We start from the raw sequence: 12,764 nt of genomic DNA, 5'->3' as shown, positions 1-12,764 counted from the left end.
GATGAGCGTCAGCAGCACTTCCCCTGCCCTCAACCGCGCGCTGTTGCTCAGCCCGGTGGTGTTGACCCTGCTCGCCCTGATCGCCATTCCGTTGGGGATCATGGGCTACATCAGCCTGCTGCCACGCAACACGTACGGCGGCGTCGACTGGCAAGCGCCATGGCAACTGCAAAGTTACGTGCAGCTGTTTTTCCAGGAAGGTTTTGACGGTGAACTGGAATTGAACTGGGTCTACGCCCAGGCGCTGTTGCGCTCGGTATTGCAGGCCGGCGGCACCACGGCGCTGTGCTTTCTGTTCGGTTTTCCGGTGGCGTTGTGGATGTCGAGCCTGAGCCCGCGCCGGCGCAACCTGATGGTGTTGCTCATCACCATTCCGTTCTGGACCAACCTGCTGATCCGCAACTACGCGTGGTTGATCATCCTGCGCGAACACGGCTGGGTCGCGCAAAGCCTCAACGCGCTGTTCCCGAGTGCCGGCGGCATCACCCTGCTCTACAACGATTTCGCGGTGAGTGTCGGTCTGGTCTACAGCTTCCTGCCGTTCATGATTCTGCCGATCTATTCGACCCTGGAAAAACTCGACTGGCGTCTGGTCGAAGCCGCTTACGACCTCGGGGCCAATCGCTGGCACGCGCTGCGGCGAATCATTCTGCCGCTGTCGATGCCCGGTGTGATTGCCGGCGCGTTGCTGGTGTTCGTGCCGAGTCTGGGTGCGTTTATCACTCCGGCGATCCTTGGCGGCGGCAAAACCTTGATGATCGGCAACCTGATCCAGCAACAGTTCGGCACCGCGCGCAACTGGCCGCTGGGCAGTTCGCTGTCGTTCCTGTTGCTGGCGATTCTGCTGGTGTCGCTGGTGCTTTACGCGCTGTACAGCCGCCGTGCGGCGAAGACCATCAATCGGGGGGCGAAAGCATGATTTCCCTGCACCTGAAAAAACTCCCGGCGACTCGCGAAATCAGCCTGCTGATCCTCGCCTATCTGTACCTGCCGATCTTCGTGTTGATCGCTTACAGCTTCAACGCCAATCGCTCGGCGACGGTGTGGACGGAGTTTTCGTTTGCCTGGTACGGGCGGATTCTGGCCAATCCGTCGATCCAGACGGCGGCGCTGAATTCGATCATCGTCGCCACCATCGCCACGGTCTGCGCGACGGCGATTGCCCTGCTCGCAGCGCTGGCGACTTACCGGCCGTTCTACGGGCAGAAAATGGTCGAGGGCGGGATCAACCTGCCACTGATTCTGCCGGAGATTGTCACCGCCGTAGCGACGTTGCTGCTGTTCATGGCACTGGGCATCAAGCTCGGTTTGCTCACGGTGATCGTCGCGCACATCGGTTTCTGCATTCCCTTCGCTTACTTGCCGATCCGTGCGCGCCTCAACGATCTGGACAAAAGCCTGCTGGAAGCGGCGAACGATCTCTATGCCAATCCGTGGCAAGTGTTCCGCCGCGTGACCTTGCCGTTGCTGTGGCCGGCGGTGTTGTCCGGTGCGGTGCTGGCGTTTGTGGTCAGCCTCGACGATTTCATCATGACCTTCTTCGTCGCCGGACCCGGTTCGACGACGTTGCCGGTGTACATCTTCTCGGCGATCAAGGCTGGCGTGACGCCGGAGATCAATGCGATCTCGACGCTGATGCTGCTGATTTCCATCGTCCTTGTGGTGCTGGCCTTCTGGCTGGGCCAACGCGGTAAACAACAATAAATCTGGAGCGCTCTCATGAAAATCAAAAGCATGCGTTTGGCAGTATCCGGTCTGGCCCTGAGTTGTTTCACTGCGTTCAGCGCCCACGCCGCCGAGCCGAAAGAGCTGTTTTTCTACAACTGGACCGACTACTACCCCGTCGATCTGCTGGCCAAATTCGAAAAGGAAACCGGCATCAAAGTGACCATGGACGGTTACGACAGCAACGAAACCCTGCTGGCCAAACTGCAGGCCGGCGGCGCCGCGTATGACGTGATTGTGCCGTCGCAGTCGATCATGCAGACGCTGATCAAGCAGGATCTGCTGATGGAAATCGACGCGCCGAGCCTGAGCAATTTCCAGTACGTCAAAGGGCCGTTCCGCGATCCGAGTTTCGACCCGGGCCGCAAGTTCTCGGCGCCGTATCTGTGGGGCACCACCGGGTTTTCCTATGACAGTGCGCGAGTGCCGGGCGGCAAACTGGATGACTCATGGAAAGAATTCTTCGAACCGCGCAAAGAGCTGCAAGGCCAGCTCGCCGCCCTCGATACGTCGAGCAGCGTGATCAACGCCGCCAGCCATTATCTGAACGTCGACGAATGCAGCGAAAACCCGCAGGACGCCAAGCGCATCCTCGAACTGCTGCAAAAGCAGAAGCCGTTTTTGAAGATGTACAGCTCGGACAATACCGTCGATCGCATGGCCTCGGGCGAGGTGATCATGATGCAGAACTGGAACGGTTCTACAGCACGGGCAACATTGCAGAAGAGCACGATCAAGTACGTTTATCCGCGTGAAGGCCTGGCGATGTTCCAGGACAACTTCGCCGTGCCGAAAAGCGCACCGCATCCGGGTAACGCAAAGATTTTCATCGACTGGATGATGAAGCCGGAGAACGCCGCCGCTGTGTCCAACGCCATTGCGTACGCCAACGGGATTCAGAGCGATTCGTTGCTCGATCCGAAGTGGAAGGTGATGGACGCGATCAATATGCCCGACGAATACGCCTCGCGCCTGCGTCCGGAGAAGGAATGCAGCAACAAGGCGCGAGAGCTGCAGGATCGGATCTGGTCGAAGCTCAAGGGCTGAGGGCCTGACTTGGAACCGGGGCGCGGCTATCGCTAGCAGGGCTAGCGATGAGGCCCGGTCGGCCACCACAACTTTCTGAGACCTGAATGAGGTTTGTATGACCCAGCCACACTGGCTCCGCAACGTGCGCCCCTACGGCGCCGCTGCCGAAGACCTGCTCATCGAAAACGGTCGATTCGCCCAGCGCCGCCCGGCCAGCAACACGCCGCTGGCCGCCAGCGACATCGACGGCCAACACCAGCTCCTCACCGCTGCTTTGGTCGAAAGCCACGTCCACCTCGACAAAACCCTTTACGGCCAACCCTGGCGCCCGAACAGCGCCGGGCCGACGCTGATGGACTACATCAGCAACGAGCGCCGCATTCTCCGTGAAGTCACCGCGCCCATCGCCGAACGCGCCGGTGCGCTGCTGGAGAACTGCATCGCCCGCGGCTCGCTGACCATGCGCTGCCACGTCGACATCGACCCGGAATTCGGTCTGCGCCACGTCGAAGCCATGCAGCAACTGCGCGAGCGCTACAAAGACCTGATCGATCTGCAACTGGTGGTGTTCCCGCAAACCGGTTTGATCAGCCGCCCCGGCACTGCCGAGCTGATGCGCGAAGCCATGGCGCTGGGCGTAGAGAACGTTGGTGGCCTCGACCCGTGCGGCATCGACAACGACCCGATTGCGCAGCTGAATTTCGTCTTCAAACTGGCAGCTGAATTTGGCCGTGGCGTGGACATTCACCTGCACGACAAAGGCGAGTTGGGTCTGTGGCAGATCGCGCTGATCGCCGATTACACCGAGCGTTTTGGCCTGCAAAAGCGAGTGATGATCAGCCACGCGTACTGCCTCGGCATGCTGCCGTGGAGTCAGGTCAAACCGGTCGCCGAGCGTTTGGCGGCGTCGGGAATTTCGCTGATGAGTTCGGCGCCGGCCGACACCGCCGTGCCGCCGTTCCTCGCGCTGCGCGAAACCGGCGTGAATGTCTGCCTGGGTTCCGACGGTATTCGTGATGCGTGGTCGCCGATGGGCAATGGCGACATGCTCGAACGCGCGATGCTGCTGGCGTTTCGGTTTGATCTGGCCAAGGACGATGAACTGGCGGCGGCGTTTGACGCCGCCACGCTGAATGGCGCGCGGGCCTTGGGCATTGAGGATTACGGATTCGCGCTCGGACGGCGTGCAGACTTCTTGTTGATGCCGGTGGAAACGCTGGGTGAAGCTGTTGTCGCACGGCCATTGCGTCAGGTCTATCGCGGCGGCGAATTGATCGCCGAAGGTGGCCGCTTGCTGAGCAGCCGTCTGTGAAACGCATCGGTCTGCGCGCCAGTTGCGTGGTCGGCTTCGACGGCACGCAACATGTGCTGTGGCGCGACGGTGAAGTGGTGTTCGCCGGGTCGCGCGTCGAGTTTGTCGGACGCGGTTACCCGGGGCCGGTGGATCAGTGGATCGATTACGGCAATGCGTTGATCGGCCCCGGTTTCATCGATCTCGACGCACTGGGCGATCTCGACTCCACCGTGCTGACGCTGGACAACGGCGACGAGCGCGCCATGGGGCGCATGTGGTCGTCCGACTATCTGGCCGCCGGCCCGCGTGAGACTTACAACCCGGAAGAAGAAGTTTTCAAATACCGCTACGCCTTCACTCAGTTGATCCGCAATGGCATCACCACCGCGATGCCCATCACTTCGATGTACTACCGCGAGTGGGCGGAAACCTACGACGAGTTTGCCGCTGTCGCAGACGTCGCAGGCGAACTCGGACTGCGCACTTATCTCGGCCCTTGCTATATGAGCGGCATGAGCTACTGGCAGGCTGACGGCAGCCTCGCCCATCACTGGGATGAGGCTCGGGGGCTGGCCGGGCTTGATGCGGCTGAGCGCTTTTTCAAGGATTTCGACGGCGCTCACGACGGCTTGATTCGCGGCGCACTGTTGCCGGATCGCATTCAGACCTGCACCCCGGCATTGCTGCAACGCACCTCGGCTTTGAGCCGCGAACTGAACGCGCCGATGCGGTTGCATTGCTGTCAGGCGCTCAGTGAAGTGGCGATGGTCGAACAGTTGCGCGGAACTTCGCCGCTGGCCTGGTTGCAGCAATTGGATTTGCTCACGCCGCGCAGCCTGTTGCCCCACGGCATTTACACCAGCGGGGACGATGACTTGCAGCGAGTGATCGACGGCGGTGCGAGTCTGGTGCATTGCCCGTTGGTGTTCGCCCGCGACGGCGAGGCGCTGAATTCGTTTGGTCGTTACCGCGCCAAAGGCATCAACTTCGCGCTGGGCACCGACACTTGGCCGGCGGATTTGCTGGAAAACATGCGCCATGGTTTGAACATCGCACGGTTGATGGAGGGCGGTTCCTCACTGACCAGCGGCCTCGATCTGTACAACGCCGCCACCCTCGGCGGTGCGCGGGCGTTGGGTCGCGATGACCTCGGCCGTCTGGCCCCGGGCGCCAAGGCCGATATCACCGTGTTCAGCTTGCGCGGCCTGCATCTGGGGCCGCTGTTCGATCCTTTGAAAAACCTGCTGCTGGCCGGGCGCGGCGATGACTGCATCGCCAGTTACATCGACGGTCGCTGCGTGATGCACGACGCTCAGGTCTGCGGCGTCGACTACCCGGCCCTGCAACGGCAGGCGCAGCGCCAATACGAAAAACTCATGCGCAGCCACAGCGACCGCGCCTTTGCTCGCCCCGACTGGAAAACCCTGTTTCAGCCCGCCATTCCGTTCGCCGATGCCTACAGCGCCGAAGCGCCGTTGAGCGCAATCGATCCACTTTCCTAGAGGTTTTTGCCATGCACAGTTTTGATTTCAGCCAACTCAGCCCACGGGAAAAATACAAGATCCTCATCGGCAGCGTCGTGCCTCGGCCAATTGCGCTGGTGACCACCATCGATGGCGAGGGCCGGGTGAATGCCGCGCCGTTCAGTTTCTTCAATGCCCTGTCGGCGGACCCACCGATTCTGGCGCTGGGCGTGGAAAACTACGGCGATCAGAGCCCGAAAGACACCACACGCAATATCCAGTTGAATCAGGAGTTCACCGTCAACATTGTCAGCGATGCACTGGTGGAGGCGATGAATGTCTGCGCCGTGCCGTTTGCCCCGGGTTTCGATGAGTTGACCGCTGCGGGTCTGACGGCGATTCCGGGCACCACGGTGAAATGCCCGCGCATCGGTGAAGCCCCGGTGGCGCTGGAGTGCCGACGGATGATGGCGCTGAACATCGGTCAGTCGCGGGAGATCATTTTTGGCGAGGTGTTGATGGCGCATGTGCGCGATGAGCTGATCGATCCGAAGACGCTGTACATCGATCAATTGGGCCTGGATGCCATTGGCCGGATGGGCGGCCATGGCTACGCGCGAACCCGCGATTACTTCGACCTGCCGACCCGCTCGTTGCAAGCGTGGACGGACGCACCGGGGGGTGGTGAGCGGTTTTGGCCAGAGCGTTGATGACTGATCGTTCCCACGCAGCGCGTGGGAACGTTCATTACCGGGCTCAGTCCGTGCCGTATTTCGGCGAGCGCGGGCCATACAGCAGCCCCGCCGGATGCCCGGCTGACAGCAGACGATTGCTCGCCACACCGGCAATCGGGTAACCGGCATCGGTGGAGCTGTTGATGATCTGCTTCACCGCCGCCGTGATCAGCATGCCGATCAGACCGCCGCCACCGTTGTTGCCACCCTCTTCGCTCGACGCCCGCGCCGCGCCGGTCCACAGCGTGGTGCCGCTTTTCAGATCAACCAGCTTCGCCGTTGCGGTCACGGCGGTTTCACTGCTGATCACCATGTAGCGCGTGCCGTATTCGCTGACAGTGATGTACAGCGCCGCGTCCGCGCCAAAGATTTCCTGGAGCTTTTTCGGCGGAGCCTGATGAATGTCATCCGGTGTAGTCAGGCCGTTCTGGCGGAATGTTTCGTCCACCAAAGCAATCGGCAACACGTAATAACCGGCCTCGGCCAGCGGGAACGTCACTTGCGACAACAGGCTGTACGACGCCTTCACGTCCGGCGACGTGTTCAGCGGTGGCAGTACCAGAATGGTCTTGGGCCGCGCCTGTTTGTACGCCGAATAGTCCACGGACTTCGGTGCGACGCAGCCACCCAGAACGGTCAGGGCCAGCGCGCCGACCAGCAGTTTCAAGGCACGCGAGATCATTGCAGGACCCCGGCCTTGGCGTTTTTAAGCAGAAAATCCATGTACGTGCCGGACTCGGGGAACAGGCTTTTCTCTGTGTTGAACTGCTGCACCATCTGATCGTCCTTGCCCATGCTCAAGTAGAGCAAACCGAGGTGGGCGTGATAACCCGGCGGTACGGCTTTGCCGGTGGAGCGGATCTTTTGCAAATCACGTTCCAGCGCTTCGGCCTGGGCCTCTTTCGGTTCTTCGCCTTTGAAATACTCGTAGACCTGGGGCTCGTAGCCTTCCCACTGGTACAAGGTTTGCGGGCCCGGCGCACAACCGGCCAGCAAGGCGCTGGCGGCCAGCGTCAGCGCCATCAGCGAGCGCGACAAAGTCAGATTCATGGGTGTTGCTCCTTGCAATGGGCGTCGATCAGTTGCCCGGTTTCCAGGCACCGGCGTTCATGCCATCGACCAGACGATTGATCGCCTCGCGCATGGCCAGATCCAGGACTTTGCCGTTGAGGGTGGAGTCGTAGGCAGCGGTGCCGCCGAAGCCGATGATTTCGCGGTTGGACAAGGCGTACTCGCCGGCGCCCTGGGTTGAATAAACCACTTCGGAGGTGCTGATGTTGACGATATTCAGGTTGACCTTGGCGTAAGCGACCTGAGTCTTGCCACGGCCAAGAATGCCGAACAACTGGTGATCGCCAGTCTCTTTGCGGCCGAACTCGGTGACGTCACCGGTCACCACGTAATCAGCGCCTTTTAAACGCTGGGCCTGGCCCTTGATCGCGGCTTCCTGCTGGATTTCGCCCATGTTGTCGCGATCCAGCACGCTGAAGCGGTTGGTCTGCTGCAAATGGGTGATGAGGATGGTCTTGGCCTGACCGCCGAGACGGTCGACACCGTCGGAGAAGATCCCGCGCATGTAACTGGAGCGGTTGTCGAACTTGCCCACGGCCATTGGCACGCGAACGCCGGTCCAGACCTGCGAAGCGCTTTCAACCTTGGCCACCGGCAAGGCGCGGGAGCTTTCCGTGGCGCAACCGGAGAGTGTGGTGGCAAGGGTGCCAAGCACGGCAATCGCCACGCCCGAAACCAGCATCCGAGAGATCATTCTCACTGAGTATTCCTTTAGAAAAACGGGGGTGTCCTGGCACCGTGATTCGGTACGAGGGCTGAAAAGGGCCGGCATTATGACAAAGTGCCATCATTGAAGACAGGTTTTTTTGACGTCAGTGAATTGGCTGTTCTGGACTTGATCGTTCCCACGCTCTGCGTGGGAATGCAGCCACGGACGCTCCGCGTCCACCGTGACGCAGAGCGTCACGGGAGGCGTTACCACGCGGAGCGTGGGAACGATCAGATCTGGCGGCGCAATCAGTGGAAATCGCGGCTCTGCACGCGAATACCGTTAAGCAGCGGACTAAGGTCGCTCAGGCGTCCGGCAATCAAATGGCGCACGTCGCCCTCTCGCTCCCAGCGGCCATCGACTTTGAGCAATTGTGACCCGACCAGCACTTGCCGTTGGCGCTCGGCCAGATCGCGCCAGACCACCACGTTGACGTTGCCGAATTCATCTTCCAGCGTCACAAATGTCACGCCGCTGGCAGTGCCCGGACGTTGGCGCCCGGTCACCAATCCGGCAATGCTCACCGGTCTGCCATGCTCGACATCAAGCAACTCCTGCGAACTGCGACAGCGCAACGCTTTCAACTCACCACGCAACAGCGCCAGCGGATGCGGGCCCAATGTCGTGCCAATCGTCGTGTAATCCGCATGCAACTCCTCGCCGACACTCGGTTTGGGCAGCACCACCTCGGCCTCCTCCTGGCTCGGCAAACCGGCAAACAGGCCAAGCTGTTTCTGCACCCCGGCGACTTCCCAGCGCGCCCGATGCCGATGCCCGGCCAATCCGCGCAGCGCTCCGGAATCCGCCAGTAGCGCCTGCGCCCGACTATCGAGCCCGGCCCGTTCGCCGAGATCGGCAACATCGGCAAACGCCCCAAGCGTCCGCGCCGCTTCGATGCGCCGGGCGTCGTCCTCGCGAAAGCCCTTGATCATGCGCAGGCCCATGCGAATCGCTGGTTGCGCGCCGGTGGTGGTTTCCAGGCTGCAATCCCAGTCACTGGCGCGCACATCCACCGGGCGGATCTGCAACTGGTGTCGGCGTGCGTCCTGCAGAATCTGATCGGGGCTGTAGAAACCCATCGGCCAACTGTTGATCAACGCACAGGCGAACGCCGCCGGTTCGTGGCACTTCAGCCAGCAGCTGGCGTAGGTCAGCAAGGCGAAACTGGCGGCGTGGGATTCGGGGAACCCGTAGCTGCCGAAGCCTTTGATCTGCTCGAAAATCTGCGCGGCGAATTCCGGCGTGTAGCCGTTTTTCTTCATGCCTGCAGCGAGGCGTTCCTTGTGCGGTTCGAGTCCGCCGTGGCGCTTCCACGCAGCCATGGAGCGACGCAATTGATCGGCCTCGCCGGGGCTGTAATCGGCGGCGACGATGGCGATCTGCATCACCTGTTCCTGAAAAAGCGGTATGCCGAGGGTTCTTTTCAGAACGACCTTGAGTTCTGGCGACGGGTAGGTTTCCTCTTCTTCCTTGTTCCGACGGCGCAGGTACGGATGGACCATGCCGCCCTGAATCGGCCCTGGGCGGACGATGGCCACTTCAATCACCAGGTCGTAGAACGTCGCCGGTTTCAGGCGTGGCAGCATCGACATCTGTGCGCGGGATTCGATCTGGAACACGCCGATGGTGTCGGCGCGCGTGATCATCTCGTAGGTCGGTTTGTCTTCGGCCGGAATGGTGGCCAGGCTCAGGTCGAGATCACGATGGCGACGCAGCAAGTCGAAGCAACGGCGAATGGCGCTGAGCATGCCGAGGGCGAGGATATCCACCTTGAGCAGGCCGACGGCATCGAGGTCGTCCTTGTCCCACTGAATGATCGTGCGATCGGCCATCGCCGCGTTTTCCACCGGCACCAGCGTGTCCAGCGGCTGTTCGGAAATCACGAAGCCGCCGGGGTGTTGCGACAGGTGCCGGGGGAAGCCGATCAGTTGCCCGGTCAGACTCAGCACCCGGCGCAGCACCGGGCTTTCCGGGTCGAAGCCGCCCTCGAGCAAACGATCCAGCGGCGGGGTTTCATCGCTCCAGTGACCGCAACAATCGGCCAGTGCGTTGACCTGATCCGGTGGCAAACCCAAGGCCTTGGCCACGTCTCGAACCGCACCGGCGGCGTGGTAGGTGCTGACCACCGCCGTCAGCGCCGCGCGACCGCGGCCGTAACGGCGAAACACGTATTGCAGGACTTCTTCGCGCCGTTCGTGCTCGAAATCAACGTCGATGTCCGGCGGTTCGTTGCGCTCTTTCGACATGAAACGCTCGAACAGCAACGTGGTGCGATCCGGGTCGATCTCGGTGATGCCCAAGGCAAAACACACCGCAGAGTTGGCCGCCGAGCCGCGCCCCTGACAAAGGATCTGCTCCCCGCGAGCGAAGCGCACCACGTCGTGCACGGTGAGGAAGTAGCTTTCGTAGCCGAGTTCGGCAATCAACTGCAGTTCGTCGTCGATCTGCTTGAGCACTTTGGCTTGCGGACCTTTAGGCCAGCGCCAGGCGATGCCTTCTTCAGTCAGATGCCGCAGCCAGGAACTGGCGCTGTGTCCCTCGGGCACCAGTTCTTTCGGGTACTGATAACGCAACTCGCTGAGATCAAAAGTGCAACGCCGCGCCAGCTTTACCGACTCGTCGAGCAAGGCCTGCGGATACAAACTCTGCAGCACTTCAACACTGCGCAAATGCCGTTCGCCATTGGGATGCAGGCGCAATCCCGCCTCGGCCACCGGTACGTGATGACGGATTGCAGTCATGGTGTCCTGCAGCGCGCGTCGACCACGGGCGTGCATGTGCACATCACCGCTGGCCACCGCGGGAATCTGCAGTTCACCGGCCAGACTCAACAACCTCGCCAATCGTTGCTGATCGTCCTGGCCGCGATGCAGCTGCACTGCCAGCCACAGACGCTCGCTGAACGTCTGTTGCAGCCAGCGGCCCTCCTCCTGATCATCAAGCGAGTCCGGCACCCACAACACCAGCAGCCCGTTCAACGGTTCGCTGAAATCTTCGCGCAGCACCTGATACTGGCCTTTCTGCGTACGCCGCCGGGCGCGGGTGATCAAACCGCACAGCGCCTGATAGCCCGCAAGGTTCTCCACCAGCAGCACCAGTTTCGGGCCGTTTTCGATGCGAATTTCACTGCCGATGATCAGCGGCAGTTCAACGGATTTCGCTGCCTGCCAAGCACGGACAATCCCGGCCAGCGTGCATTCATCGGTGATCGCCAAGGCCTGATAGCCGTGGTTTTTCGCCCGTTGGAACAGCTCAAGGGCGCTGGACGCACCGCGCTGGAAACTGAAGTTCGACAGGCAGTGCAGCTCGGCATAGCCGTCGCTCATGCGAACCAGCCTTGCAGCCACAACGGACCGTCCTCACCCACCGCACGATAAGCCCAGCCTTGCTGGCCGGCGCGGTTCTGGATCAGGTAATAATCGCGGCGCACGTCGTCGCCGTCCCACCAACCCGATTCGATGCGTTCCGGCCCCATGAGAATCTGCGCCGAACCGTGCGGCACGCTTTGCGGCTCGCCGAGCAACCAGCCCGGACGATGAACACCGGGCAACACGGCGCAACGTTGTTTATCGACGCCATGCTGCCATGCGCACTCGGGGCGATGATCGGCCTGAAAGCGCAGGCCCTGCACCGCGTCATCCCCCAGCCGGGCGCGCAGACGTTCGCGCAATTGCTCCCACGGCAAGGTCTGTTGCGGGCGGTCATCAAATAGCTCCTGAAACTGCGGGACGAAACTCGGCAGATCCTCGGCGCGTAAGCGAAAGCCGCGCACCGGTGCCTCGACCTGCACTTGCTCCAGGCGCCCACGGGCCAGTTCGAAAAGCATCGCCGGATCACGTTCGGCGCTGAGCAGGCCGACTTTGATTACGGTGTCCGGCAGCCCGGCATGTTCCAGATGCAGATCGAAACGCTGCACGCCGCTGTCGCGGCCACAGAGGAATGCCGACAGATCACCGGTCAAACGACGTAACGGGAACAGCAATGCCTGATGGGATTGCACGTCGAAATTCAGTTCGATGCGCACGTCAAAACGATCCGGCGGCAGGTAGAACTCCAGCGCCAGCGGACGCGCCCCGAACAAGGTGTCGAGGTGCTTGAGCATCTGCGCTTCGAAACGCCGGGCCAGCGCCTGACGCGGCAGGCTCTGCACCTGATTGAGATTGCGCAGGCCCATGCGCGACAGCGCCGTCGCCACATTCGGCTCCAGCCCGACCCGGTCGACGGGCAACTGCCCGAGGTGATGCTGCAACGCCTCGCCATCCGGCACTACCAAACCGTCGTAAGCATTGGCCAGCACCCGCGCCGCCACAGGATTCGGCGCGGCGACGATGCGATGACGAAAACCCAGGTCGGTCAGTTCCTTGCGCAAACGCGCTTCGAGCTGTGCCCACGAACCGAACAGGCCCAGACTCGATTCGATCTCGAAGACCACGGTGCGCGGATAATGCACGCTGACCTGCGCGCTGAAACCGTAGGCCCAGGCGGCGAGAAACTGCTGCCAGTGCTCGACCTCGGCGGCCTCGTAATCGGCGGTGGCAAAACCTTTGCTCATCGCCTGAGCGGCGGTCATCGACTGGCCGGCGCGCAAACCGAGCTTGCGTGCCGCCGGATTCACTGCTTGCAGCACCCGACGCTGGGCCGGGCCGCTGAGCAACACCAACGGCTCATCGGGATCAGCGCGCTGACGCAGCACCGCGTCCAAGGCCAATTGCGGGAACAGAATGCAGACCCAGCGCATG

The 12,764-nt window shown here is 61.7% G+C and carries 11 protein-coding genes; 6 read left to right on the top strand and 5 right to left on the bottom strand.

Going from position 1 to position 12,764, the window contains the following annotated elements; translation table 11 throughout:
* Position 1: 1 nt before the first annotated feature.
* From ACQ4OE_RS02335 to ACQ4OE_RS02310, 6 genes are all read left to right on the top strand, one after another.
* Positions 2-919, top strand: a complete 918-nt coding sequence (locus ACQ4OE_RS02335; RefSeq protein WP_122590763.1) for an ABC transporter permease — start codon at positions 2-4, stop codon at positions 917-919.
* Complete coding sequence (locus ACQ4OE_RS02330; RefSeq protein WP_038368894.1) at positions 916-1,704, top strand: ABC transporter permease; 789 nt, start codon at positions 916-918, stop codon at positions 1,702-1,704. Before ACQ4OE_RS02335 ends, ACQ4OE_RS02330 begins: the two co-directional genes overlap by 4 nt.
* A 15-nt stretch (positions 1,705-1,719) precedes the next feature.
* Positions 1,720-2,772, top strand: a complete 1,053-nt coding sequence (locus ACQ4OE_RS02325; protein ID WP_430945535.1) for an extracellular solute-binding protein — start codon at positions 1,720-1,722, stop codon at positions 2,770-2,772.
* Positions 2,773-2,869: 97 nt separating this feature from the next.
* A complete protein-coding gene (locus ACQ4OE_RS02320) occupies positions 2,870-4,066 on the top strand; it encodes an amidohydrolase family protein (protein WP_430945534.1) in 1,197 nt (398 codons plus the stop codon).
* Entirely contained in the window at positions 4,063-5,550 is a 1,488-nt protein-coding gene (locus tag ACQ4OE_RS02315) for an amidohydrolase family protein (RefSeq protein ID WP_430945533.1), read from the top strand. Before ACQ4OE_RS02320 ends, ACQ4OE_RS02315 begins: the two co-directional genes overlap by 4 nt.
* 11 nt (positions 5,551-5,561) lie before the next feature.
* Positions 5,562-6,221 (top strand): flavin reductase family protein, encoded by a 660-nt coding sequence (locus ACQ4OE_RS02310; protein ID WP_430945532.1) that lies wholly within the window; start codon positions 5,562-5,564, stop codon positions 6,219-6,221.
* A gap of 46 nt (positions 6,222-6,267) precedes the next feature.
* On the opposite strand, the gene ACQ4OE_RS02305 is transcribed toward ACQ4OE_RS02310, so the two are convergent.
* From ACQ4OE_RS02305 to ACQ4OE_RS02285, 5 genes are all read right to left on the bottom strand, one after another.
* Complete coding sequence (locus ACQ4OE_RS02305; RefSeq protein ID WP_430945531.1) at positions 6,268-6,927, bottom strand: DUF799 domain-containing protein; 660 nt, start codon at positions 6,925-6,927, stop codon at positions 6,268-6,270.
* Positions 6,924-7,295 (bottom strand): DUF4810 domain-containing protein, encoded by a 372-nt coding sequence (locus ACQ4OE_RS02300; RefSeq protein WP_430945530.1) that lies wholly within the window; start codon positions 7,293-7,295, stop codon positions 6,924-6,926. Before ACQ4OE_RS02300 ends, ACQ4OE_RS02305 begins: the two co-directional genes overlap by 4 nt.
* Positions 7,296-7,323: 28 nt before the next feature.
* Complete coding sequence (locus ACQ4OE_RS02295; RefSeq protein WP_430945755.1) at positions 7,324-8,010, bottom strand: CsgG/HfaB family protein; 687 nt, start codon at positions 8,008-8,010, stop codon at positions 7,324-7,326.
* A 263-nt stretch (positions 8,011-8,273) separates the two neighbouring features.
* Positions 8,274-11,372 (bottom strand): error-prone DNA polymerase, encoded by a 3,099-nt coding sequence (locus ACQ4OE_RS02290; RefSeq protein WP_430945529.1) that lies wholly within the window; start codon positions 11,370-11,372, stop codon positions 8,274-8,276.
* On the bottom strand, positions 11,348-12,763 hold the full coding sequence (locus ACQ4OE_RS02285; protein WP_430945528.1) for a Y-family DNA polymerase: 1,416 nt from the start codon (positions 12,761-12,763) through the stop codon (positions 11,348-11,350). Before ACQ4OE_RS02285 ends, ACQ4OE_RS02290 begins: the two co-directional genes overlap by 25 nt.
* Position 12,764 lies beyond the last annotated feature (1 nt).

The sequence above is a fragment of the Pseudomonas sp. WC2 genome, from assembly GCF_050586545.1.
In the GTDB taxonomy this organism is placed as follows: domain Bacteria; phylum Pseudomonadota; class Gammaproteobacteria; order Pseudomonadales; family Pseudomonadaceae; genus Aquipseudomonas.
The sequence above is the reverse complement of the archived record's forward strand: the minus strand, read 5'-3'. Positions and strand labels throughout refer to the sequence as shown.